At 72.6% G+C, this 24,702-nt stretch carries 19 protein-coding genes, 2 pseudogenes and 1 riboswitch; of the genes and pseudogenes, 8 read left to right on the top strand and 13 right to left on the bottom strand.

Annotated elements, in window-relative coordinates; genetic code table 11:
* Positions 1-147: 147 nt before the first annotated feature.
* Entirely contained in the window at positions 148-678 is a 531-nt protein-coding gene (locus tag BMY97_RS12095) for a PadR family transcriptional regulator (protein ID WP_091617096.1), read from the bottom strand.
* 89 nt (positions 679-767) lie between these two features.
* Here BMY97_RS12095 and BMY97_RS12090 point away from each other — a divergent pair, with 89 nt between their 5' ends.
* The 6 genes from BMY97_RS12090 (at position 768) to BMY97_RS12065 (ending at position 7,506) form a co-directional block, all read left to right on the top strand.
* Positions 768-1,328 (top strand): hypothetical protein, encoded by a 561-nt coding sequence (locus tag BMY97_RS12090; protein ID WP_091616853.1) that lies wholly within the window; start codon positions 768-770, stop codon positions 1,326-1,328.
* A gap of 4 nt (positions 1,329-1,332) precedes the next feature.
* Positions 1,333-2,640 (top strand): carotenoid oxygenase family protein, encoded by a 1,308-nt coding sequence (locus BMY97_RS12085; RefSeq protein WP_091616851.1) that lies wholly within the window; start codon positions 1,333-1,335, stop codon positions 2,638-2,640.
* Between the two features lie 114 nt (positions 2,641-2,754).
* Positions 2,755-3,945 carry an ROK family transcriptional regulator gene (locus BMY97_RS12080; protein WP_091616849.1) on the top strand — a complete coding sequence of 397 codons (1,191 nt, stop codon included), beginning with the start codon at positions 2,755-2,757 and terminating at the stop codon, positions 3,943-3,945.
* 64 nt (positions 3,946-4,009) lie between these two features.
* Positions 4,010-4,378, top strand: a complete 369-nt coding sequence (locus BMY97_RS12075) for an ArsR/SmtB family transcription factor (RefSeq protein ID WP_091617095.1) — start codon at positions 4,010-4,012, stop codon at positions 4,376-4,378.
* A gap of 9 nt (positions 4,379-4,387) precedes the next feature.
* Positions 4,388-5,119, top strand: a complete 732-nt coding sequence (locus tag BMY97_RS12070; protein ID WP_091616847.1) for an HAD family hydrolase — start codon at positions 4,388-4,390, stop codon at positions 5,117-5,119.
* Between the two features lie 62 nt (positions 5,120-5,181).
* Positions 5,182-7,506 carry a glycoside hydrolase family 65 protein gene (locus tag BMY97_RS12065; RefSeq protein WP_091617094.1) on the top strand — a complete coding sequence of 775 codons (2,325 nt, stop codon included), beginning with the start codon at positions 5,182-5,184 and terminating at the stop codon, positions 7,504-7,506.
* Between the two features lie 61 nt (positions 7,507-7,567).
* On the opposite strand, the gene BMY97_RS12060 is transcribed toward BMY97_RS12065, so the two are convergent.
* From BMY97_RS12060 to BMY97_RS12040, 5 genes are all read right to left on the bottom strand, one after another.
* Positions 7,568-7,768: a hypothetical protein gene (locus BMY97_RS12060; RefSeq protein WP_091616845.1), complete on the bottom strand. Its 201-nt coding sequence runs from the start codon at positions 7,766-7,768 to the stop codon at positions 7,568-7,570.
* Positions 7,769-7,809: 41 nt separating this feature from the next.
* Positions 7,810-8,844 carry a Ppx/GppA phosphatase family protein gene (locus tag BMY97_RS12055; RefSeq protein ID WP_091616843.1) on the bottom strand — a complete coding sequence of 345 codons (1,035 nt, stop codon included), beginning with the start codon at positions 8,842-8,844 and terminating at the stop codon, positions 7,810-7,812.
* A gap of 283 nt (positions 8,845-9,127) precedes the next feature.
* Positions 9,128-10,168 carry an LLM class F420-dependent oxidoreductase gene (locus BMY97_RS12050; RefSeq protein WP_091616840.1) on the bottom strand — a complete coding sequence of 347 codons (1,041 nt, stop codon included), beginning with the start codon at positions 10,166-10,168 and terminating at the stop codon, positions 9,128-9,130.
* A gap of 76 nt (positions 10,169-10,244) precedes the next feature.
* On the bottom strand, positions 10,245-11,450 hold the full coding sequence (gene fahA / locus BMY97_RS12045) for a fumarylacetoacetase (protein ID WP_091616838.1): 1,206 nt from the start codon (positions 11,448-11,450) through the stop codon (positions 10,245-10,247).
* A 13-nt stretch (positions 11,451-11,463) separates the two neighbouring features.
* Complete coding sequence (locus BMY97_RS12040) at positions 11,464-14,781, bottom strand: DUF885 domain-containing protein (protein WP_091616836.1); 3,318 nt, start codon at positions 14,779-14,781, stop codon at positions 11,464-11,466.
* 1,224 nt (positions 14,782-16,005) lie between these two features.
* Here BMY97_RS12040 and BMY97_RS49570 point away from each other — a divergent pair.
* Positions 16,006-16,125: pseudogene (locus BMY97_RS49570) on the top strand (AsnC family protein); the annotation flags it as partial.
* Positions 16,126-16,530: 405 nt separating this feature from the next.
* Here the strand turns inward: BMY97_RS49570 and BMY97_RS48335 are convergent.
* Positions 16,531-16,758, bottom strand: coding sequence for a hypothetical protein (locus BMY97_RS48335; RefSeq protein ID WP_245787304.1), 228 nt, complete (start codon positions 16,756-16,758; stop codon positions 16,531-16,533).
* Between the two features lie 9 nt (positions 16,759-16,767).
* On the opposite strand from BMY97_RS48335, the pseudogene BMY97_RS48330 reads away from it, so the two are divergent.
* A pseudogene (locus tag BMY97_RS48330) lies at positions 16,768-17,406 on the top strand (AsnC family protein); the annotation flags it as partial.
* Here BMY97_RS48330 and BMY97_RS12030 read toward each other — a convergent pair.
* The 6 genes from BMY97_RS12030 to BMY97_RS12005 all read right to left on the bottom strand — a co-directional run bounded on the left by BMY97_RS12030 (position 17,403) and on the right by BMY97_RS12005 (position 24,546).
* Positions 17,403-18,329 carry an RluA family pseudouridine synthase gene (locus tag BMY97_RS12030; RefSeq protein WP_091616832.1) on the bottom strand — a complete coding sequence of 309 codons (927 nt, stop codon included), beginning with the start codon at positions 18,327-18,329 and terminating at the stop codon, positions 17,403-17,405. The pseudogene BMY97_RS48330 and the gene BMY97_RS12030 overlap by 4 nt on opposite strands.
* Positions 18,326-18,964 (bottom strand): signal peptidase II, encoded by a 639-nt coding sequence (gene lspA / locus BMY97_RS12025; RefSeq protein ID WP_177231293.1) that lies wholly within the window; start codon positions 18,962-18,964, stop codon positions 18,326-18,328. Before lspA ends, BMY97_RS12030 begins: the two co-directional genes overlap by 4 nt.
* Positions 18,965-18,988: 24 nt before the next feature.
* A complete protein-coding gene (locus BMY97_RS47760) occupies positions 18,989-19,642 on the bottom strand; it encodes a hypothetical protein (protein ID WP_218156768.1) in 654 nt (217 codons plus the stop codon).
* 30 nt (positions 19,643-19,672) lie between these two features.
* Positions 19,673-21,022: an aminotransferase class V-fold PLP-dependent enzyme gene (locus BMY97_RS12015; RefSeq protein ID WP_091616828.1), complete on the bottom strand. Its 1,350-nt coding sequence runs from the start codon at positions 21,020-21,022 to the stop codon at positions 19,673-19,675.
* 40 nt (positions 21,023-21,062) lie between these two features.
* Positions 21,063-21,177: riboswitch (SAM riboswitch) on the bottom strand.
* Positions 21,178-21,262: 85 nt separating this feature from the next.
* Positions 21,263-22,741: a potassium/proton antiporter gene (locus BMY97_RS12010; RefSeq protein WP_091616826.1), complete on the bottom strand. Its 1,479-nt coding sequence runs from the start codon at positions 22,739-22,741 to the stop codon at positions 21,263-21,265.
* Between the two features lie 173 nt (positions 22,742-22,914).
* Positions 22,915-24,546, bottom strand: a complete 1,632-nt coding sequence (locus BMY97_RS12005) for a penicillin-binding transpeptidase domain-containing protein (RefSeq protein ID WP_218156767.1) — start codon at positions 24,544-24,546, stop codon at positions 22,915-22,917.
* Positions 24,547-24,702 lie beyond the last annotated feature (156 nt).

The raw sequence follows: 24,702 nt of genomic DNA, 5'->3' as shown, positions 1-24,702 counted from the left end.
TGACAGCGCGCGGACCCCCAATGTGCGCCGCGCCACAGTCGGGACTGGTCGGAACGGCCGTGCGCCCTCCTGCGGACGGCGGAACCGCGGCTGGGCCGGCCGCCACCGGAGCGTCCACTTCGGACACAGCGGCGACAGCCCCGGCGTTCAGTCCCCCTGAACGCCCGGGGAGTCCTTGAGTTGCGCGACCGACCACTCCGCCCACTCGGCCTGCATCCGCGAGAAGCGCTTGCCCCACTCCAACGCCAGCCGGCCGTAAACCGAGGCGCTGTCCCAGTCGACCGTCGCCTCCAGCCGATCGAGGTGTTCCAGGCGCCGCTGCCCGATCTCCCCCATGCCCGTCACGTAGGCCTGCGCCTGCTCCGTCGAAACCGCGTCCAGGAAGTACAGCCGCAGCAGCGATTCACTGCGCGGCGCGGGCGGGTCGTACGGCGAGAGCAGCCAAGCGCGCAGCTCCTCCTGGCCCGCCTCGGTGATCTCGTACTCCTTGCGCCCGCGCGGGCCCTCGTCGGCGACCTTGATCAGCGACGCCTTCTCCAGCTTGCCCAGCTCGCCGTAGAGCTGGCTCTGGGTGGCGGACCACACGTTGGCCATCGCCGTCTGGAAGCGCTTGAGCAGGTCGTAGCCGCTGCCGGACTGTTCGGCCAGCAGGCCGAGCACCGCGTGTCGAAGGCTCATGCCGGTCATCTTACCTTCCACTCTTGACATGTCCAGCTCGGACGTTTTAACTATGACATGTCAGTAGTGGAACATCGAGGGAGGACGTCATGAACTACCTCAAGAGCTTCATCCCGTGGATCGTCTTCGCGGTGGTCTCCACCCAGTTCGACTGGCGGTACTCGGGCCTGGTCGGCCTGGTCCTCGCCGCCGGCCTGCTCGGGCTGGAACGCCGGCGCGGCAAGGCCTGGGACACGCTGGTCATCGAGCTGTCCGCCACGGTGTTCTTCGCGGCGCTGACCGTCCTGTCCTTCGCCGACCCCGGCTCGCCGCTGCACGACTACGTGGGCGCGCTCTCCGACATCTGGCTCGCGGTCACCGCGTGGGGCTCGATCGCGGTGCGCCGGCCGTTCACCCTCGGCATCGCCAAGACGATGGTGCCGCCGGCAGTGTGGGACAACCCGGCTTTCCTGCGCGTCAACGTCGTCATCACCGCGGTGTGGGCCGCGAGCTTCACCGTCGCCGGGATCGCTTCGACGGTGCTCCTGAGCGCCGCGCCGCACGCGACCGCCGCCCTGATCGTGATCAAGGTGCTCGGCTTCGCCGTCCCGGCCGCGTTCACCGTCCGCTACCGCCAGATCGTTCAGGCCCGCGCCCGGAAAGCCGCGTGAACCCATGACCACCAGCGACTTCCAGATGACCGGCGGCTACGCGCCGGTGCACGACGAGCTGACCGCGTACGACCTGCCCGTCACCGGCGCGCTGCCGCCCGAGCTGACCGGCTGGTACCTGCGCAACGGCCCGAACCCGCGCCAGGCCAGCGCGCACTGGTTCACCGGCGAGGGCATGGTCCACGGCGTCCGGCTGGAGCACGGCCGCGCGGCCTGGTACCGCAACCGCTGGGTGCGCACCGAGAGCTTCGACCGGCCGGAAGCGGTGCTGTACAACGCCGACGGCTCGCGGAACCTGCGCAACGGCGAGGCCAACACCCACGTGGTCAACCACGCCGGGCGCACGCTCGCGCTCGTCGAGTCCTCGCTGCCGTACGAGATCACGCGGGAGCTGGAAACCGTGGGGCCGTACGACTTCGGCGGCGAGCTGGCCGATTCGATGACCGCGCACCCGAAGATCTGCCCGGAGACCGGGGAACTGCACTTCTTCGGCTACGGCAGCATGACCGCGCCGCACGTGAGCTACTACCGGGCCGACGCCGCCGGGAACCTCGTCGTGAAGCAGCCGATCGACGTGCCGGGGCTGACCATGATGCACGACTTCGCGCTCACCCGTGCGCACGCCGTGTTCTTCGACCTGCCGGTGGTGTTCGACCGGGCGTCGGTCGGGCACGGCATCCCTTACAGCTGGAGCGAAACCTACGGCGCCCGGCTCGGCGTGCTGCGCCGTGACGCCCCCGCGGCCGGCGTCCGCTGGCTGACGATCGACCCGTGTTACGTCTTCCACACGCTCAACGCGCACGACACCGCCGATGGCCGGATCGTGCTGCACGTGGTGCGGTACGACCACATGTTCGCGCCCGGCCGCCCGCAGCCGGACGGCACGCTGTGGCGCTGGACGGTCGACCCGGCGGCGGGCACCGTCACCGAGGACCGGCTCGACGACCGCCGCGCCGAGTTCCCCCGGATCGACGACCGGCTGGCCGGCGCCGACGTCCGGTTCGGCCACCTCACCGCCTCTCGCGGGCCGGAGGAGCGCAGTTCGCTACTGCGTCACGACCTGCACACCGGCGCCGTCGAGGAGCACCGGTTCGAGACCGGCCGCATCCCGGGAGAGGCCGTGTTCGTGCCCGCCGACGAGACCCCGGGCGGCGCGGGCTGGCTGCTCGCCTACGTCTACGACGCGACCGCCGGCTCCAGCGACCTCGTGGTGCTGGACGCGCAGAACGTCGCCGCGCCGCCGGTCGCGACCGTGCGCCTGCCGCAGCGCGTGCCGGCCGGCTTCCACGGGAACTGGCTGCCGGACGCCTGATCAGCGCGGCGTCCCCCGGTTCCACAGAAAGGCCCCGTATCGTCGCGTCGGGGACTCGATAAGAAGGTTTCCTGCCCAAGGGGCATCGGGACGACGTGAGGAAGCGGGCTGCAGGTGGTGGGCGCGGGGATTCCGCCGGTCGGCACGCCGGCCGGGATGCGCAAGATCAATCAGCGGGCGGTGCTCGACCTGCTGCGCCGAGGGGGCCCGGCGACCCGGCCGCAGGTGGCCAAGGACACCGGGCTGTCGAAGCCGACGGTGAGCCAGGCGCTGCTGGCGCTGGAAGCCGCCGGGCTCGCGCGCGCGACCGGGCACACCTCGACCGGCACCGGCCGTTCCGCGGTGCTCTACGAGGCGGACCCCACAGCGGGTTACGTGCTGGGCGTCGACATCGGGCGCGAACACCTGCGGGTCGCGGTGTCGGACCTCGGCCGGACCACGGTGGCGCGGCGGGACGCGCGCAACACCGCGCGGTCCGGCAGCGCGCTGGTCGCCGCCGTCGGCAAGCTCGCGGCCGAGATCGTGGCGGAGGCGGGGCTGAGCGCCGGGGACATCGTGGTGCGGGTGCTCGGCTCCCCCGGCGTCGCGGATCCGGCCAAGAGGTGCTTCCGGCACGCGCCGAACCTGCCCGGCTGGGGCCGCGCCGGGTTGCTGGACGACCTGGAGGCCGCGCTCGGCCCGGACCTGATGGTGGAGAACGACGCGAACCTCACGGCCGTCGGCGAGGGGGAAAGCGGTGCGGCGCGGGGTGCTTCGGTGTTCGGCTGCATCACCATCGGCACCGGCGTCGGCATGGGCCTGATGGTGGACGGCCGGGTGTTCCGCGGTGCGACCGGCGCCGCGGGCGAGATCGGCTACCTGCCCTACGGCCGCATGCGCTCGGCCGACGAGCCGGGCGAGCCGCCCGCGCGGGGCCACCTGGAGGAGGCGACCGCGGCCCAGTCCGTGGTGCGCGGCGCGCGTGAACTCGGCCTGGGCACGGCGAAATCGGCCCGCGAGGTGTTCCGGCTGGCCCGCGAGGGCGACGAGCTGGCGCAGCGCGCCGTCGAGGCGGAGGCCGACCGGCTCGCCTACACCGTGGCGTCGGTGGCCGCGGTGATCGACCCCGAGCTGATCGTCCTGGGCGGCGGCGTCGGCACTGCCGCCGACCTCCTGCTGGAGCCCATCGACCGCGCCCTGCGCGCGTTCACCCCGCTGGTCCCGACCGTCGTCCAGGGCGAGCTGGGTGACGACGCGGTATTGGCCGGCGCCATCAGCGTCGGCCTGCGCGCCGCGGAAGGCCTGGTGTTCGAACGGCGCTCGTGAGCGGGCCCGGCGCCGGCCGAACTGGTCGCCGGGCCCGGCGGGTGGAATCATCCCCGCTGTGAGCATCGAGCCGGACCGGCGCCTGATCGACCCGGAACGCGTGGCCGCCGCCGTCGCGGGGCTGGGCGACCGGGCGGTGATCGACGAGTGGGCCGGGCGGTTCGCCGTCGTGGCCGACCCGTCGAGGCTCGCGCTGCTCGTGTCCATCCACTACGCGCGGGAAATCAGCGTCACCGACCTCGCGGCGGCCACGGGTATGACCGACACCGCCGTCTCGCAGGCGTTGCGGCTGCTTCGCGCGCACGGTTTGGTCACCGCGCACCGCGATGGACGCGTGGTGCGTTACCGGCTCGCCGACGCCACCGTGCACGAACTCATCCACCACGTGCGCCCGCACCCGGACAAGCCCGCGGAAGACGGCCCGGCCCGGTAGGTTGGCGGCATGATCGGACTGCCCGACACCATCACCGCCTGCCTCTTCGACCTCGACGGGGTGCTGACCGGGACGGCCGTGCTGCACCGCGAGGCGTGGAAACGGACGTTCGACGAGTTTCTGCGCGCCAGGGACGGTGCGTCCTTCCGGGAGTTCACCGACCAGGACTACGCGTCCTTCGTGGACGGCCGCCCGCGCGCCGACGGCGTCCGCGAGTTCCTGCGCTCGCGCCGGATCGAGCTGCCGGAAGGCACGCCGGACGACGCCGTCGACGCGCCGACCGTGAACGGCATCGGCAACCGCAAGAACGAGCTGGTGCTGAAGATCATCGAGGAGCGCGGCGTCAACCCGTACCCGGGATCGGTGCGCTACCTGGAAAAGGCCCGCGACGCGGGGCTGCGGATCGCGGTGGTGACCTCCTCGGCGAACGGCGCGAAGGTGCTCGACGCGGCCGACCTGACCAAGTTCGTCGAGGCCCGCATCGACGGGCTGGTGATCCGGCGCGACGGGCTCAAGGGCAAGCCGGCCCCCGATTCGTTCCTGGCCGGGGCCAAGGCCCTCGGCGTCACACCGGAGCACGCGGCGGTGTTCGAGGACGCGCAGTCCGGGGTGCAGGCCGGAAAAGCGGGCGGGTTCGGCTTCGTGGTCGGAGTCAACCGCGCGGACCAGGCGGACGAGTTGCGGGCGCACGGCGCCGACGTCGTGGTCGACGACCTGGCCGAACTGCTGGAGGACAAGTGACCGACTTGAACCTGACGGCGCGCGGCTACGAGTGCTCCCCGTGGGAGCTGCGGTGGCGCGGCATGGACGTGGATGCCTTGCAGCGCACGGAATCCGCGTTCGCGCTGTCGAACGGCCACATCGGGCTCCGCGGCACGCTCGAGGAGGCGGAGCCGCGCGGGCTGCCCGGCACTTACCTGAACGGCTTCTACGAACAGCACGAGCTGCCGTACGCCGAGGGCGGCTACGGCTATCCGGAAGCGGGCCAGACCGTGGTCAACGTGACCGACGGCAAGGTCATCCGGCTGCTGGTCGAGGACGAGCCGCTCGACATGCGCTACGGCGTCGCGAGCGAGCACGACCGGGTGCTCGACTTCCGCACGGGCACGCTCCGCCGCACCACCGAGTGGTCCTCCCCCACCGGCCGCCGGGTCCGGGTGACGACCGAGCGGCTGGTGTCGTTCACGCAGCGGGCCATCGCCGCCATCCGGTACGAGGTGGAGCCGCTCGACGAGGACCTGCAGCTGGTGGTGCAGTCCGACCTGCTGGCCAACGAGCCGGTCGAGTCGGACACCCACGACCCGCGGGTGGCGGCGGCGCTGGACTCGCCGCTGGTGGGCGAGTTCTGCCACGCGGCGGACTACGAGGCGGTGCTGGTGCACCGGACCCGGGTGTCCGGGCTGCGGATGGCGGCCGCGATGGACCACCACATCGAGGTGGACGACGGCATCAGCACGCGCATCCACGCCGAGGACGACCTGGCGCGCCTCACCGTGGCCGTCGACGTGCCGAAGGGCGGGCGGCTGCGGATCACCAAGTACCTCGCTTACGGCTGGTCCGCGCAGCGGTCGGTGCCCGCGCTGCGCGCGCAGGCCGAGGCCGCGCTGGGCGGCGCGCGCAAGACCGGCTGGGACGGGCTGGTCGAGGAGCAGCAGCAGTTCCTCGACGACTTCTGGGCGACGTCCGACATCGAGATCGAGGGCGACCCCGAGCTGCAGCAGGCCGTCCGCTTCGCGCTCTTCCACCTGCTGCAGGCCGGCGCCCGCGGGGAGAGCCGGGCGATCCCGGGCAAGGGCCTGACCGGGCCGGGCTACGACGGGCACGCGTTCTGGGACACCGAGACCTTCGTGCTGCCGGTGCTCACCTACACCACGCCGGACGCGGCGCGGGACGCCCTCCGCTGGCGTCACTCCACTTTGGACAAAGCAAGGGAGCGCGCGACCCAGCTCGGCCTGCACGGCGCCGCCTTCCCGTGGCGCTCGATCAACGGCGCCGAATGCTCGGCGTACTGGCCGGCGGGCACGGCGGCGTTCCACGTCAGCGCGGACATCTCCGACGCCGTGGTGCGCTACCTCAACGCGACCGGCGACGACGACTTCGAGCGCCTGCACGGCGCCGAGCTGCTCGTGGAGACGGCGCGGATGTGGGCCTCACTCGGGCACTTCGACCGGCACGGGAAGTTCCGCATCGACGGCGTCACCGGGCCGGACGAGTACTCCGCGGTGGCGGACAACAACATCTACACGAACCTGATGGCGCGGCGGAACCTGCTCGCCGCGGCGGAGGTGTGCACGCGGCGGCCGGACCTCGCGCGGGAGCTCGGGGCGGACACCACCGAGCTCGACACCTGGCGCGCGGCGGCCGACGCGATGGTCGTGCCCTACGACCGGGAACTCGGCATCCACCCGCAGTCGGAGGGCTTCCTGGAGCACGACGAGTGGGACTACGCGGCCACCGAGCCGGACTTCTACCCGCTGCTGCTGAACTTCCCGTACTTCGACCTGTACCGCAAGCAGGTGGTGAAGCAGGCGGACCTGGTGCTGGCGCTGCACCTGTGCGGCGACTCGTTCAGCCCGGACGAGAAGGCGCGCGACTTCGCGTATTACGAGGCCCGCACGGTGCGCGACTCCTCGCTCTCGGCCGGCACCCAGGCCGTGATCGCCGCCGAGGTCGGGCACCTGGACCTGGCCTACGACTACCTGGCCGAGGCCGCGCTGACCGACCTGCACGACGTGCACAACAACGTCCGCAACGGCCTGCACATGGCCTCGCTCGCCGGTGCCTGGCAGGGCGCGGTGGCGGGCTTCGGCGGCCTGCGCGACCACGGCGGCCAGCTGTCGTTCGCGCCCCGGCTGCCGCGGCAGCTCGGCAGCCTCAAGTTCCGCCTCGCCTTCCGGGGCACCCGGTTCCAGGTCGAGATCACCCACGACGAGGCCACCTACCACGTCCTGGAGGGCGAGCCACTGGAGCTGGTCCACCACGGCGAGCGCTTCACCGTGACGGAAACCCCGGTGAAACTGCCGATCCCGGCCATCGACCCCGGCCCGGCGCCGCACCAGCCGCTCGGGCGCAACCCGATGCGGCGCACCCCGGACCGGGTCCGGCAGTTCGCGACTCAGCAGAAGTGACCGCGCACTGCTGTGGCGTTCTCCGCGAACGCAACAGTGGGTTCGTTTCGGAGGGGGCGCTTCAGGCGGGCGAGGTGCCGTCGCCGAAGGGCTCTTCGGTGCCGGGCGGGCTGTCGACGTCCTTCGTGGAGGCGGGGGTGAGGTCCGGGCCCGGCACGGACGGTACGTCCCCGCGCAGGCGCGTCGGATCGGGCAGGGCGCCGAGGTCGTCTTCCTCGTCGTCGCGGTGGTCACGCGGGAACAGCTCGCTGCGGGGGCTCATGGCTCCGGGATACCCGCTTTAGCCGGGCCGCACCAGGGGTTTCACGCGGCCGGACGCGAGTGCGCCTTCTGAGACTGTTCCTTCCGAGACTGGGCCTTCCGGGGCGCCTTGGACTGGGCGGGCTTCGGCCGGGACTTGCCGGGGTCGTCCAGGGTCAGCTGGTCCAGCAGGGTGAGCAGGAGCCCGTCGCGCGTCGACCACGGGCAGATGCTCACCGGCCCGCCCGCCACGGTCAGCAGCGCCTCGGCGACGACCGCGCCACCCAGCGCCTGCTCCGCCCGCCGGCGGGTGATGCCGGGCAGCTTCGCGCGCCGCGAAGACGGCATCGCGGCCAGCCGCGGGATCCACGCGCGCAGGTCGTCCAGGTACAGCTCGCGGGCCTTGCCCGGCCGGTCGCCCGCCAAGCGCGCCAGCTGCCGCAGCACCTTCGAGCAGCCGACCACCCGGTGGCCGGCGAACTCGGCCGTCACGTCACCCAGCGCCTCGGTCACCTGCTCCAGCACGTACTCGCGCAGCGCCCGGACCCGCTTGAACCGCACCGGCGGCTCGGCCGGCAGCCAGTCGCGCGTCACCGAGCGCGCGCCCAGCGGCAGCGAACGGGCGAACCCGGCCTGCTCGCCGTGGCCCGCGGCCAGCTCCACGGTGCCGCCGCCGATGTCCAGCACCAGCAACGGGCCGCTCGCCGCGCCGTACCAGCGGCGCGCGCCGACGTACGCCAGCTCTGCCTCCCGACGGCCGGAAAGGAACTGCAGCTCGACGCCGGTGTCGTGGGCGACCCGGCGGACCGCCTCGCGCACGTTCCCGGCGTCGCGGATGGAAGACGTGGCCAGCGGGAAGACGTCGGTGATGCCGTGGCGGGCCGCGGTCGCGGTCGCGGCCTCCACCGCGGCGGAGATCGCGTCGATCCCACAACGGCTCAGCCGGCCCTCGTCGTCGAGCTCACGGTCGAGGCGCAGCCGGGTCTGGTGGGTCAGCGCCGGCTCCAGCGGCGTGCCGCCCTCTTCGACCACGACAAGACTCGCGCCGAACGACCCCACGTCCAGCACGCCGACAGCGGGCCCCGCGATGCTGCGCACAGTCCGGTCTACCTCGCTTCCGTATCCGCCCCGGTTTCCCCCGAAACACCTTTACTACACCTGCCGCAGTCCGGATCGCCGGGTAATTACGGCATTTCAGCGCGGGCGCGGCGGCGAATTTCCGCCCGCGGCACACCGCCCGATCACAGGAGAATAACCCAATCGGACGTTTGCCCAGCTCAGCGCCCGCGTTCGGATGTGACGGGGACCACTCGGGAAAGGGGCGCAGACCCGCAGGTCCACGCCCCTTTCCCGAGTGGTCTCAGACGCACCGGCCGCTCGCTCAGCCGATGAGTTCCTTGAGCTTCGCGACGGCGGCGACCCGAGCTTCCCGGCCGGGCAGCAGCGGGCTGACGTTCAGCGTGGTCACCCCGGCTTCGGCGAACGCCGCCAGCCGCTCCTTGACGTAGCCGGCCGGGCCGACCAGCGAAATCGCGCGCAGCAGCTCCACCGGCACCGCCGCGGCGGCCTCGTCCTTCTTGCCGTCGAGGTAGAGGTCCTGGATCAGCTTGGCCTCGGCCTCGTAGCCGTAGCGGACGGTCAGGTCGTTGTAGAAGTTCCGGCCGCGCGCGCCCATGCCGCCGATGTACAGCGCGAGGAGCGGGCGCACCTGGTCCAGCAGGTGATCGACGTCTTCGCCGATGGCCAGCGCCGGGGCCGCGTACACGTCCAGCTCGCCCAGCGCCGGGTCGCGCTTGGCCTTGCCCTCGGCGAGCGACGCGCCCCAGACGCCGGCGGCCTTCTCCGGGTGGAAGAAGATCGGCTCCCAGCCCTCGGCCAGCTCGGCCGTGAGCGCCACGTTCTTGGGGCCCAGCGAGGCGAGCAGGATCGGGATCCGCTCGCGCACCGGGTGGTTGATCAGCTTGAGCGGCTTGCCGAGGCCGGTGCCCTGGTCGGCGGGCAGCGGGATCTGATAGTGCTTGCCGTCGTGGACCACGCGCTCGCGGCGCCACACCTGGCGGCAGATCTCGATGATCTCCCGGGTGCGGCCCAGCGGCGCGTCGTACTTCACGCCGTGGAAGCCTTCGATGACCTGCGGGCCGGACGCGCCCAGGCCGAGCGTGAACCGGCCGCCGGAGACGAAGTCCAGCCCGGCCGCGGTCATCGCGGTGAGGCTCGGGGTGCGGGTGTAGATCTGGAAGATCCCGGAGGCCAGCTCGACCCGCTCGGTCTTCGCGGCCAGATAACCGAGCTGGCTGACCGCGTCGAAGCTGTACGCCTCGGGCACGAACGCGATGTCCAGCCCGACTTTCTCCAGCTCCACGATGTCCGCGACGCTCTCGGCGAAGCCACCCGAGTAGTTGATTCCCGTCCCGATCCGCATCCTCGCCTCATTCCGCACAGGGTCCACCGGCTAAGCGCCCGCTCATGTCTACCACGAAGCCGCGGCCTGGCCGGGCTCAGCCGGGCACCACCCGCCCGCGCACGTCGCCGAAGCCGATCCGCCGCCCGCCGGGGCCGGGCGCGGTCGCGCTGATCACGACCTCGTCGCCGTCCTCCACGAACGTCCTCGTCTCACCGCCGGCCAGCTCGAACGGCTCCCGCCCGCCCCAGCTCAGCTCCAGGAACGAACCGCGCTGCTCCTTCGCCGGGCCGGTGACCGTGCCCGACGCGTACAGGTCGCCGGTGCGCAGGCTCGCGCCGTTCACGGTCAGGTGCGCCAGCTGCTGCGCCGCCGTCCAGTACTGGGTGGCGAACGGCGGGCTGGACACCAGGTGCCCGTTGAGGCGGATCTCCAGCGCCAGGTCCAGCCCCCACGGCTCGGCGCCGCGCAGGTACTCGAACGGCTCGGGCTCCTGCGCCGGCTGCGGCACGCGGGCGTGCTCCAGCGCGTCGAGTGGCACGATCCACGGCGACACCGAGGTGGCGAACGACTTGCCGAGGAACGGCCCCAGCGGCTGGGACTCCCAGCCCTGGATGTCGCGCGCGGACCAGTCGTTCACCAGGCACACGCCGAAAACGTGCTCGGCGAAGTCCCCGACCGGCACGGGTTTGCCCATGGTGGACGGCACACCGACGACAAAGCCGACCTCCGCCTCGATGTCGAGCAGCCTCGACGGCCCGAACGAAGGCTCGGCGTCCCGGCGCGGCTTGCGCTGCCCGCTCGGGCGGACCACGGGCGTGCCGGACACCACCACGGTGCCGGCCCGGCCGTGGTAGCCGATCGGCAGGCGCTTCCAGTTCGGCGGCAGCGCGGCCTCGGCGCCGAAGAGGATCGCGGCGGCGTTGATCGCGTGCTGCTCGCTCGAGTAGAAGTCGACGTAGTCGGCGACCTCGAACGGCAGGTGGTTCCTCACTTCCGCGCGCGGCACCAGGTGCGCCCCGACCCGGTCGGCGTGCCGCGGCCCGGCCAGCCACTCCCGGACCTGCTCGCGCACCGCCCGCCAGGTCGTGGGACCCGCGGCCAGCAACGGGTTCAGCACCCCGCCGGCGAGCAGCCCCGCGAACGGCGCCCCGGCCTCCTCGGCCGCCGCGGACAGGTCGAGCACGTGCTCCCCCACCGCGACACCGACCCGCCGGCCGGGCCCGGCCCCGCGCGAGAACACGCCGTAGGGCAGGTTGTCCAGGCCGAACAGGGTGTCGTCGGCGAGGTCGAGCCAGGTCACCGCGGATCTCCTCCTACCGGCCGGCGCGGGCCGAAACCCACTCCGTCACCAGATCGTCCAAAGTAGACAGCGGGAGGATCCCGTTGCCCAGCACCACATCGTGGAACTCGCGGATGTCGAAGTCCGCGCCCAGCGCCCGCTCGGCCCCGGCCCGCACCCGCTGGATCTCCAGCCGCCCCACCATGTAGCCGAGCGCCTGGCCGGGGTTCGCCACGTAGCGGTCCACTTCGGCCTCGATCTCGAGCTTCGCCATCGGCGTGTTCTCGATGAGGTAGTCGATGGCCTGCTGGCGGCTCCAGCCCAGCGCGTGCAGGCCGGTGTCGACCACCAGCCGCCCGGCCCGCATCGAATCCTGGGTGAGCATGCCCAGGCGGGTGAGGTCGTCGAGGTAGAGGCCCATCTCGTCGGCGAGCCGCTCGGCGTAGAGGCCCCAGCCCTCCAGGTACGCGGTGAACGGCACCACGCGCCGCAGCATCGGCAGGCCGGTCAGCTCCTGCACGAAGGAGAGCTGGAAGTGGTGCCCCGGCACGGCTTCGTGGAACGCGATGGCCTCACTGGTGAACCGCGGCCGCGAACTCGCCTCGTACGTGTTGGCGTAGTACGTGCCCGGGCGCGAGCCGTCGAACGAGGGCGGCAGGTAGTAGGCGATGGTGCCGCTCGCGGCTTCGGCCTCGGGCACCGGCACGACCACGCACCTGGCCGCCGGGACCCGGGAAAACCATTGCGGCGCAACGGCTTCCGCGCGGGTGACTGCGGAACGGGCACTGTCGAGCAGCTCCTCGCCGTCCCGCCAGCGCAGCTCGGGGTCCGACCGCAGCCGTTCGAAGATCTCCGGCAGCTCGGCCGTGCCGAACATCCTGGCGCCCAGCTCGCGGTACTCCGCCGCGAGCTCCCCGGCGACCCTCAGGCCGGTGTCGTGCAGGTCCTGCGCGGTGCGCTCGGTGGTGGTCTCCGCGCGGATCAGGCCCTGGTACTTCTCCTGGCCGCCGGGCAGGTGCCCGATGCCCGGCTCGGTCTCCGGCTTGGCCAGCGGCAGCGCCTCGTCGGCGAGGAACGCCCGGTAGCGCGCGAAAGCGGGGTGCACCACCTCGGCGAGCAGGCGGTCTCGCTCCTCGGCGAAGCCCTCGATCTCCGCCACGGGCGTGACCCGCAGCGGATCGGTGTCGGCCTCGAGGTAACGGTCGACGTAGCCGATTCCGATCTTCACCAGGAAGTCCGGCGGCACCAGGCCTTCGGCCATCGTGGCGCGCTGGGCTTCGATCAGGGCGTCGAGGTAGGCACCGACCGCGCCGAGGCGGCTGAGATGGCCGCGGGCCTTCTCCTCGTCGTCGGGCTTCAGCTCGGCCAGGATCATCAGCAGGTACAGCGCGGGCGCGCTGAAGCCGTCGCTCACGGCGAAGCCGGACAGGCGCGAGTCGAGCGAGTCGATCACACCGCGGGCGCGCGTGATCACCACGTCGCGCGTCACGATCTCGGCGGACGACAGCCCGGCGCGGCCGATCGCCTCGGCGCGTGTGGCAATGGCGTCGTACGCGGCGCGGTACCGCTGCGCGCCGGCGAGGCTGGGATCGCCGAGCTTGTCGTGGTCGCCGGGCAGGCCGTAGATCGTGCGCTCGAGCGGCTGACGCTCGAAGTCCAGCTCCAGCAGGTCCTCGGCCAGCCCGTTGACGGTGTCGCCGTGCCCGGCCACCCACTCGGACACCACGCCGTCCAGCACCGAAAGCGGCATCGCGCCGCCGGAGAGCACGACGTCGTGGAACGCCCGCACGTCGAACCGGCTCCCGAGCCGGGCTTCCGCGGCCGCGCGGATGCGCTGGATTTCCAGGCGCCCCACCATGTACGCGAGCGCCTGCCCGGGGTAGCCGATGTACCGGTCGACCTCGGCCTCGATCTCGACGGGCGCCATCGGCGTGTTCTCGACCAGGTAGTCGATCGCCTGCTGGCGGCTCCAGCCCAGCGCGTGCAGGCCGGTGTCGACCACCAGCCGCCCGGCCCGCATCGACTCCAGCGTGAGCATGCCGAGCAGGGCGACGTCGTCGGAGTACAGGCCCATCTCGTCGGCGAGGCGCTCGGTGTAGAGGCCCCAGCCCTCGGTGTAGGCGGTGAAGTCGCCGATCCGGCGCAGCAGCGGCAGGTCGGTGAGCCCCAGCGCGGTGCTCAGCTGGAAGTGGTGGCCCGGGATCGCCTCGTGGAACGCCGTGGCCTCGGCGGTGTGCCGGAAGCGCTCGGTGGCCTCGTAAGTGTTGGCGAAGTAGGTGCCCGGCCGGGAGCCGTCGGCGGCGGGCAGCATGTAGTACGCGGGCGGCGCGCCGGGCGCGGAGTCCTCCGGCACCGCCTCGACCGTCCACGGCTGCCCCGGGATCCGGCCGAACCACTTCGGGGACTCGGCGGCCGCGCGGGTGATCGCCGAGCGGGCGGTGTCGAGCAGCTCACCGGCGCTGGACCAGCGCAGCTTCGGATCGTTGCGCAGCCGGTCGAAGATCTCGGGCAGCTCCCGCGTGCCGAACACGCGCGCGCCGAGTTCGCGGTACTGCTCGGCTTGGCCCGCGATCACGGCGAGGCCGGTGTCGTGCAGGTCCTGCGGGCCGCGCGCGGTGGTGGTGTGCAGGCGGGCGAGGCGGGCGTAGATCTCGTCGCCGCCGGGCAGCCAGGAGACGCCGGCCTGGTCGTCCGGGCGGCCGTGCTGCAGGACTTCGGCCTCGAGGAAGTCGCGGTACTCCCGGAAAGCCGGGTGCACGACGTCGCGCAGCAGCTCCTCGCGGCGGGTTGCGAACTCCTCGTCCGGCGCCGGCTGGCGCAGCAGCGGATCGCCCGCCGGCTCGGCGAGGTAGCGGTCCAGGTGGGCGATGGCGCCCCGCACCAGCCGCGCGACCGGCACGCGCCCGGCCGCGATCCCCGCCCGGTGCCGTTCGGCGATCGCGCGCAGATACGCCGGGATCCCGGCGAGCCGCCCGAGGTGCGCCTCCGCCGACGCCCCGCCCGCGACGGAGACCATCGGCAACGAAGACAGCAGCCCCGCCGCGGGCGCGACGAACAGATCGCTGACGGTGAACTCGGTGAAATGGCTGTCGATCAGGTCCAGCCGGCCCTCGATGGAGTGCACCAGGACCTCACGCGTCACGCGGTCCTCGCCGGACAAGCCCGCGGCCTCGACCGCGCGCGCCCGCTCCAGTAACGCGGACAGCCGCCCACGATGAGCGGCCTCGGCCTCGGCGCTCGGATCGTCAAGACCCGGCGCGTCCGGCCGGACGCCCAGCAACGCCGCGGTAAGCGGCTCGACGGCGAACAACTCGTCGACGAACTCGCCGGCGAGAACAGTGACCACGGTCATCGGATTCGGACCCCCAGGTTCGGTGGCGCAGGTGCCTTTCCGACCCTAATGGACATCCGCTCCGGTCGGGGTCACCTGGCCCGAGAGTCCCGTTCACGCTGGGAGAACGGCGCTTTTCGCCGCCGGCGGTCACTCCCCGTGCGACCCGGGCCGCGACGGGATCCGGTCGCGGGGCGGCCGGGTGTGGTCCGGTCGGGGAGGTGCTGCGGTGGGTGACGGGTGGACGGGTTCGGGATGAAGGCGGCTCGCGCGGCGAGCAGTGCGGTGAGCAACAGGTGGGTGGGGTTCGGACAGGTGAGGCTCAGGCGAGGAGGTGACGCGGTGAGCGACAACTGGGCGAGCTCGGGATGAAGGCAGCCCGAGCAGCGGGGCAAGGCGGTGAGCGACGGGTGGACCGGTTTGGGCGGGCGGAACTCGAGCGAGGAGGTGACGCGGTGAGTGGCGGGTAGGCGATCTCGGGATGAAGGCGGCTCGCGCGAAGTGGCGGTGCAGTGAGCGGGCAGGTGGGACTCGAACGGCGAGGCAATGCAGCGGGCGATAGGTCGACCTGGCATGGTCCGGTGCGCCTCGAGTTGGGACGGCGCGAGCTGGGACAGCGGGAGCGGCCAATGCAGCCCGGCACGCCGGGCGCGGTGAGTGACAGGGAACCCCAGGCGCGCCCGGCACCGGGTAACCCGGGCGCGGCCAGAGCCGATGCGCCTCGGGGCTGGGACAGCAGGAGCCGGGAAAACGGGAGCGGCCAAACACAGCCCGGCTCACCAGGCGCGGCGAGTAACAGAGAACCCAAGCGCGCCGGGCATGGCCAGGAACCCAGGCGCGCCGGGCACAGCCGGCATCGGGGAACCCGGGCACGGCCAGCACCGCGGAACCTGGGCACGGCCTGAGCCGGGGAACCCGGGCACGGCCAGCACCAGGGAACCCGGGCACAGCCAGCACCGCGGAACCCAGGCACAGCCAGCACCGCGGAACCCAGGCACAGCCAGCACCGCGGAACCCAGGCACAGCCAGCACCGCGGAACCCAGGCACAGCCAGCACCAGGGAACCCAGGCACAGCCAGCACCGCGGAACCCAGGCACAGCCAGCACCAGGGAACCCAGGAGCGGCCTGAGCCGAGGAGCCCGCCGCGCGCGAAGGGGGTGAAAGCCGGTGAACGGGGTGGGAGGGGGGCGGGACACGGGTGGTTCGGGCGCGATCCGGGGAGGTGAGGCGGTAGCGTTCGGGGAGTGGCCGTGACCGATCCCGTCGACGTTCGACTGCTTGCCGCGCTCGCTGAGCTTGGCAAGGCCGCGGTGCACGAGCTGGCGGCCAAGGTCGGGATGGATCCGCGGGAGGTCGCGTATCGGCTGGTGGCGTTGTCCGGGAGTGGGCTGCCGCTGCTGGTCGGGGTCGAGAGTGATCCCAGCGGGTTGCGGGCCGCGATTTCGGCCGCACCGCCGTCGTGGGCTCAGGCGGGGGCGCAGCAGCCGTCGTCGGGACCGGTGCCGGCGCAGCCGCCGTCCGGGGCGATGGCGTTCCCGCAGCAGTACCCGTCGCCACAGCAACCGTCACTGCAGCAAATCCAGCCGCACCAATCCCAGCCGCTGGCGCCTCAGCAGTTCCTGTCACAGCAGCAATCCCCGTCGGGGCAAGGGGTTCAGCAGCAGCCGGGCCAGGCACCCCAGCACCAGCAGCAACAGCCGGGCCAGACTCCCCAACAGCCACAGACCGGGCAAGCATCCCAGCACCAGCCAGGCCAGACTCCCCAGCAGTCACAGACCGGGCAGGCACCACAGCACCAGCCCGGACAGGCACCCCTGCAGCCGATGTCGCAGCACCAACAGCACCAGCACCAGCACCAGCACCAACAACCGCAGCAGCACCAGCCGCAGTCCGGGGCGATGTCCCAGCAGCCGTCCAACGGGTTTGCCGGGGGCGGGCCGGTGATGGCGCCGTTCGCGCAGGGGCAGGCCGTCCACGGTGGGCCGTCCGGAGCTCACGCTGTCCAAGGCACACCGTCGGGCCCCTACCCCGGAGCACCCCAGCCCCAGCCCGGCGCGACCTCCGGGCCGTACGCGGGAGTGCCCGGGTCCGGCTCAGGACCGTACGCAGTGCAAGGCCACCAACCCGGGGCACCGTCCCATCCCCTCGTGAGCACCTGGGGCGTGCCGCAGACGGCGTCCTGGGCGCGCGGCGACGAGCCGCGGCGGGCCGGGCCGCCCGGGGGCAAGCGGGGGCGGATCGGCGAGGTGCTGGCGACCGAGGGGCTCGAGGGTGAGCAGCTCACCGTGCAGTTGCTGGAGGTCCAGGACCCGGCGGACTACCTGTTCGGCGCGGCCGGCTACCGGCTCGAGGAGGGCGAGCGGTCCGTGGTCGTGCACACGGAGATCACCAACCGCGGCTCGGTCGGCTTCGCGTCGCTGCCCGACAACTACCTCGAACTCGTCACCGAAGACGGGAGCACGGTCGGCAAGGCGCCGGTCTCGCTCACTTCGCGCCCGCCGCACAAGATCGGGGTGCGGCCGGGCGAGACGCTCGGCGGGCACACCGTCTACATCCTCCCGGACGCCACCCGCGTGGTCTCGGTCCGCTGGAGCCCGCGCCCCGAACCGGACGATCGCACGCTGACCTGGGCGGTCGAGCTCTAGTTCTCGTCGCGCAGGAGCTGCAGGGCGTGGGCCAGGTCGTCCGGGTACTCCGCCTCGAACTCCACCCAGCGGCCGTCGGCCGGGTGCGCGAAGCCGAGCGTGCGGGCGTGCAGCCACTGGCGGGTCAGTCCCAGCTTGCGCGCCAGCACCGGGTCCGCGCCGTACGTCAGATCGCCGACGCACGGGTGGCGCAGCGCGGAGAAGTGCACGCGGATCTGGTGCGTCCGGCCCGTCTCCAGCTTGACGTGGGCCAGCGAGGCGGCGCGGAACGCCTCCACCACCTCGTAATGGGTCACGCTCGGGCGCCCGCCCGCGACCACGGCGAACTTGTAGTCGTGGCGGGGGTGGCGGTCGATCGGGGCGTCGATGGTGCCGCGCGTCGGGTCCGGGTGGCCCTGGACCACGGCGTGGTAACCCTTGTCGACGGTGCGCTCCTTGAACGCGCGCTTCAGCACGGTGTACGCGTGCTCGCTCTTGGCCACCACCATCACGCCCGTGGTGCCCGCGTCGAGCCGGTGCACGACACCCTGGCGCTCGGCCGCGCCCGAGGTCGCGATCCGCAGCCCCGCGGCCGCCAGCCCGCCGACCACCGTCGGCCCGGTCCAGCCCGGGCTCGGGTGCACGGCGACGCCGACCGGCTTGGAGATCACGACGATGTCGTCGTCGTCGTGCAGGATCCGCATGCCCTCGACGGCCTCGGCGACGACCTCGACCGGGTTCGCCGGCTCGGGCAGCGTGACCTCCAGCAGCCCGCCGGCGGCGAGCCGGTCGGACTTGCCGGCCGGCCGGCCGTCCAGCAGCACCTCGCCGGCCGCGGCGAGTTCCGCGACGACCGTGCGCGAAAGGCCGAGCAGCTTGGCCAGCCCGGCGTCCACGCGCATCCCGTCGAGCCCGTCCGGGACGGGCAGCATCCGGGCGCTCACGCGGATTCCTCTTTCTTGGTACGGGTGGAGGTGCCGTCGTAGTCCTTGCCGAGCAACGACAGCAGGACGATCAGCACCCCGCCGCAGCAGATGGCCGAGTCGGCGATGTTGAAGATCGCGAAGCCCTCGCCGTTGGGGGCGAACGCCGAAATGAAGTCGACGACGTGGCCGCGCAGCGGGCCGGGGGCGCGGAAGATGCGGTCGGTCAGGTTGCCGAGCGCGCCCGCGAGCACCAGGCCCAGCCCGATCGCCCAGCCGATCGAGCGCAGCCGCCGCGAGAGCCAGATGATCGCGACCACCACGGCCGCCGCGACCAGCGCGAGCACCCAGGTCATGCCGGTGGCCATGGAGAACGCGGCGCCCGGGTTCCGGATCACCTGCAGGTAGATCAGCCCGCCGAGGATGCGGACCGGCTCCTTGCCCTCCAGGTTCGCCGCGACCAGGTTCTTCGTCACCAGGTCGATCACCCAGATGACCACGGCGACGGCGAACACCAGCCCGACCCGGCGCTTGGGCAGCGGGGCGGCCGGCTCGGCCTCGGGTTCCGCCGGCGCCAGAGCCTCGGCCGGAGCCGGTTCGGGGGCCTCGGCAGGCTGCTCGACGTGGTGTTCGGAGGAGGAGGACTCGGTGCTCACCCGACCATTGTCCACGTTACGGGCTCAGCCGGTCTCGGCGGCAGGCCGAGGACGCCACTTCGCGGGCCCCGCGACCGCCGCGAACGCCGCCGCCAGCAGAACCGCGCCCGAAAGCACGACCCCGGCGAGCGACGGCAGGAGCACCGCGGCGAGGACCGCGAACAGCACCGAAACGACCGCGACGAACACGCTGCGTTCGTACCAGGCGAGCAGCAGCAGCCCGAGCGCCGCGAGCGCCGGGCCGCGCACCTCGGCCGGGAGGCCGAACTGCGTGAACGCGAGCAGGTCGAGCAGCGGCACGGCCAGCACCCCGCCCACCAGCGCCAGCGCGAACCGGCCGGTGCGGTACGGCGTCCCGGCCCGGCGGGCGGCGACCGCGTACCCGGCGAGGACGGCCGCCACCACGAGCGCGAGCATGATCAGCCAGCCGGTCGAGGGCGCGAACGGCGCGGGCACCGACCTCGCCGGGACGAGAGGCGGCTGGCTGGGGGAGTACGTCACCGACCCAAATCCGGCCACGAGCTGCTGCGCGGCAAAGCCCGAACTCCCCGACACGGCCACCGCGACGTCGTAGGGCATCGGCCGGTTCTGCGTGGTGGCGAGCTGCACCCCGATCAGCACCAGCTCGGCGAAACCCAGCAGGGCCAATGGAAACGCGTACCGCGGCACTCTCCCCATCCGCCGGAGCCTAGCGGACCGGCCGGGCGCTCAGGAGCAGAACGGCGGCAGCTCGCGCGGGTCCCCGACGGGCGCCCAGCGGCCGTCCACCTTCTCGTACTGCCAGCGCGCGCCACGGGCCGCGATCTGACGGAGGGCGAGCACCAGGCGGTCCACGTGCTCCGCCGTGCTGCCGAGGCCGAGGCTGACGCGCACGGCCTGCTGCCCGTCGCCGCCGGCCACGCCGATCAGGCGCTTCGTGGCGACGTGCGCGCAGAAGGCGCCGTCGCGGACGCCGATGCCGTACTCGGCCGACAGCACCGCGGCGAGCCAGCCGGGCTCGAAGCCGTCGACGACGAAGCTCACCGTGCCGACCCGGTCGACCGGCGCGTCGAACAGCCGCAGCTCGGCGCAGCCGGGGATGCCGGCCAGGCCCTTGCGCAGCCGCTCCAGCAGCTCGGCCTCATGCTCGCCCACGGCGTCCCACCGCGCGGCCAGCTGCTCGCACGCGACCCCGAGCGCATACACGCCAACGGTGTTCGGCGAACCCGCCTCGTGCCGCTCCGGCCCCGAGTTCCAGACCACGGCCTCCTCGGTGACGAGCTTGGTCGCGCCGCCGCCGGCGAGGTACGGCGTGGCGGCGCGCAGCCAGTCCGCGCGGCCGATCAGCGCCCCGGCACCGAAGGGCGCGTACAGCTTGTGGCCGGAAAGCGCGACGTAGTCCACGTCCAGCTCTCGCAGCGAGATGCGGCGGTGCGGCGCGAGCTGGGCGGCGTCGAGCGCGATGCGGGCGCCGTGTTTCCTTGCCACGGCGGCGATCTCGGCCACCGGGAGCAGTTCACCGGTCACATTGGACGCTCCGGTGACCACCACCAGCCGCGGGCCCTGCGGGCAGCCCGCGAGCGCTTCGTCCACAATGGACACTGCCGCGAGCCGCGTGCGCGGAAGGCGGACGCGGCGGACGTTCCGGCCGCGCCACGGCAGCAGCGCGGCGTGGTGCTCGGTGTCGAACACGACCACGGAAGTGTTCTGCGGCAAGGCGCGGGCCAGCAGGTTGAAGGAATCCGTGGTGTTGCGCGTGAAAACGACGGTGTCGGTGCCGCGCGCGTCGACGAAGCGGCGAAGGATGTCGCGGGTGCGCTCGTACAGCCGCGTCGAGACCTGCGACGCGAAGCCGGCGCCACGGTGGACGCTCGCGTACCAGGGCAGGAACTCGTCGACGGCCGTGCGCACGGCGTCCAGGCACGGCGCGCTGGCGGCGTGGTCGAGGTTCGCGTAGCCGATCTCGCCGCCGGTCACCAGCGGCACCCGCAGGCTCGCCCCGGCGACGGCCGGGATCGGCTGGGGCGCAACGGTTTCAAGAGCTTCAGCGGGGCAGGAGCGATCGAGGGCGAGAGTCATGAGGGTGCCTCCTCGGCAATCCGGGGGACCCCCGGCGAGGGGTCCGCGCTTGCCTGCCGCGATACGCGACCGGCCTGGTCCTCACCCGGGGCACCCCACCGCGGTAGGAGGGTTGCCGGCCAGCAAGCCGGGGCTTCGCGCTGGCACTCATGACCTGTTTCCGAAGGTAACCGAACGGAGTGGGTGCAAGCCAGCCCCGTCCCGCGATCTGAGACCGCGGTCACACGTTCGGCGGAGGAGTCAGCGGCCGTCTTCGCCGCGCCAGCGGGCCAGGCGACCGGCGCGGTCCACGGCGCGGATCCGGCGCTCCGCCGCGTCCCGGACGCTCGCGGTGGTCACCACGAGGAGCTGGTCGGCCACCTGCAGGCGGCTCGTCTTCTGCGGTGTGAAACCCGCGCCGGAGCGGACGATCAGGCTCACCGTGGCGCCGACGGGCAGGCCCAGCTCCGAGATGTACACGCCGTGCAGCTTCGAGCCCTTCTGGATGCGCACCTGCAGCAGCTCGGCGCCCAGCTCGTCCAGCGGCGCGGCGTCGACCTCGATCTCGTAGGCCTCGGCCGGCTTGGCCAGGCCCAGCAGCCGGGCCAGCGGGGAGAGGGTGGCGCCCTGCAGCAGCGTCAGCACGATGACCAGCACGAACACCGCGTCGACCAGCTGTTCGGCGCCCGGGACGCCCTCGGACAGCGGGATCATCGCGAGCACGATCGGCACCGCCCCGCGCAGGCCGGCCCAGGACAGGAACGCCTGCTCCCGCCAGGGCAGCCGGAACGGCAGCATCGAGAGCACCACCGACAGCGGCCGCGCGAGCAGGAGCACCACCGCGCCCGCGACCAGGCCGGGCACCAGCGTCTCCAGCAGCCGGCTCGGCGAGGCGAACAAGCCGAGCAGCACGAACAGGCCGATCTGCGCGAGCCAGCCGAGCCCTTCGGCGAACGAGAGCGTGTCGGAGCGGTGCGGCAGCTTGGAGTTGCCCAGCACCACGCCGGCGACGTACGTGGCGAGCAGGCCCGAAGCGTGCGCCAGCTGCCCGGAGGAGTACGCCACCACGCACACCGCGACCGTCGCCAGCGGGTACAGGCCGGTGGCCGGCAACGCAGCCCGCCGCAGCGCCATCGCGCCCAGCCAGCCGAACAGCAGCCCGATCCCCAACCCTGCGGCCAGCTCGTAAATCACCAACAGTGGCAACGACCAGTCCACAGTGGCCCCGGAAGCGAGCACAACGACGGCGATGTACGCGGGCGCGTCGTTGATGCCGGACTCCAGCTCCAGCGTGCCGACGATCCGCTTCCCCACCCCGGCCGAGCGCAGCACGGAGAACACCGCCGCGGCGTCGGTGGACGCGAGCACCGCGCCCCACAGCAGCGCGAGCCGCCAGTCGAGGCCCAGCAGCCAGTGCAGGGCGGCGCCGGTGATCGCGACGCTCAGCACAACGGCCACTGTGGACAGTGCGATTCCCCGCCCCAGCGAGGGTTTCACCGAGGCCCACCGCGTGGTCAGGCCGCCCTCGGTGAGGATCATGACCAGTGCGGCGAGGCCGAGGGACTGGGTCAGGGCGGGGTTGTCGAACCGGATGCCGAACCCGGATTCGCCCAGCACCACGCCGATCGCGAGGTACAGCAGCAGCGACGGGAACCCGAGCCGGATCGAGACGCGCACCGCGACGACGGACGAGAGCAGCACCACGCCGCCGACCCCCAGAAGCACGGGAAGCTGATCCATCGTCCGCTCCCTCCCGGTCTCCGCCGGAGTCCAGGATAATGAGCGGAGGTGCTCACTCTTTCGTGTACCACCGGATAATTCGGACAACTGGCATGCTAGGACGCCCGAGCGGCACCGAGCGTCGTGAAAGCACTACGCAGCGCGGCGATTCTCTGTCCAATCAAGACGGTCGGCTACTTCACCCCGGCCAGGAACTTCGCGCCCAGCGTGACGGCGGGCCCGGAATCGTTGGCGCCCTCCAGGAAAACCACGAAGGCGACGTCGCCGCGATAGCCGGTGAACCAGCCGTGGGCCTCGGCGCCGGAGCCGAACTGGGCGGTGCCGGTCTTGCCGAAGACGGTGCCGGAGCGGGACAGCCCGGTCGCGGTGCCGCCGGTGACCACCTCCCGCATCATCGTGCGCACCGAAGCCAGCACGCCCGCGGGCGGCGCGGTGTAGCGCGTCGACACCTTGGTCGCCAGGTCCGGGTCCGACCACAGGCTCGGCGTCACGGCCTTGCCCGCCGCCACCGTCGCGGCCATCAGCGCCTCGCCGAACGGGCTGACCTGCACCGTGCCCTGGCCGATGCCGTCCTCGACCTGCTCGTCGGCACCCGCGGCCGGGACCACCTTGCCGGTTTCGGTGGCGACGCCGGGGATGTCGAAGTCCGCGTTCAGGCCGTACTGGCTCGCCGCCTTCGCCAGCCCGTCGGCGGGCAGCTGCGAAGCGAGGGTGCCGAACGTGGTGTTGCACGACTTCGCGAACGCCCGGTGCATCGGGACCGTGCCCAGGTCGAAGCCCTCGTTGGAGATGGTCCGGGTGCCGATCCGCGCGGTCAGCGGGCAGGGCAGCGACGCGTCCGGGGTCGCGATCCCGGCCTCCAGCGCGGCCGTCGCCGTCGCGATCTTGAACGTCGAGCCGGGCGCGTACAGCCCGCTCAGCGCCGAAGGCCCGGTCCCGGCCGCGGCGTTCTGCGCCACCGCCAGCACCCCGCCGGTCGACGGCTGGATCGCCACGATCAGGGCCTTGCCGCTGAAACCGTCCACAGCCGACTGCGCCGCCGACTCCACCGCGACGCTCAGCGTGGACTTCAGCGCCTGCGTCCCGCTGGTGGTCTTGCCGAACAGCGTCTCCAGGTTCTTGCCCGACGCGTCCACCCGCTCGACCGCGAACGCGTCCGAGGAGGTGGCGTGGACCTGCCCGGTCAGCGCGGACTGGAGCAGCGGGAACGCCGCGCCTTCGGCCGAGTGGAGGCCACCGGCGCCGGTCACGAGGATCGGCTTGCCGTCGCGGTCGACCACCGCGGGCTCGTCGCCCGAGGAGGTCGCGACGACCAGGCGCTGCCCGGCCTGCAGCTTCGGCTGCAGCGCCGCGAGCGTCCAGTGCACCCGCCATTCCGGGCCGGAGCGCACGACGTCGAACGTGCCGTCGTAGGACCACACGTGACCAGCGCCGAGCGTCCAGGTCAGGGTGTACGCGGCCGGCGCCTTGTCCCCGGCGGGCGCGCCGACCGTCCCGAGCTTGGCTTGCATCCCGGTCGGCTTCAGCGTGGCCCAGGCGTCGCGCAGGACCGCAGCCGAGCCGGACGGGTCGTCGGTCAGCCGGCTCGCGCCTTCGGTGTCGCTCGAGGCCAGGGCCTTCAGGTACTGGTCCGCCGCCGAGGTCGGATCGGGCGCCTGCACCACGTCCGACGCCGGTGTCTCTCCCGGTGAGGACGCTGCCGGAGCCGGGCTCCCCCCGCTGAGCAGGACCACCGCCGCCACCACGATCGCGACCACCGCGACGGCGCCGCCGATCAGCACGCCTCTTTTGCCCGCAGGACTCACCGTGCACTCTCCCCCTGGCCCCGTGCGGCGTTCGCGCACCCGGCCCAGCTTGCCCATCGCGCGCGAGGCGAACCTGTTACCAATCCGGCCAAAAGTAGGCGGACACGAAGTGCCCCCTTGTGTACAGCCGATTCGCCGTGACTGTGGTCGGATTGG

The organism is Amycolatopsis saalfeldensis, assembly GCF_900110575.1.
Taxonomy (GTDB): domain Bacteria; phylum Actinomycetota; class Actinomycetes; order Mycobacteriales; family Pseudonocardiaceae; genus Amycolatopsis; species Amycolatopsis saalfeldensis.
This window is presented reverse-complemented; position numbering and strand designations above follow the sequence as displayed.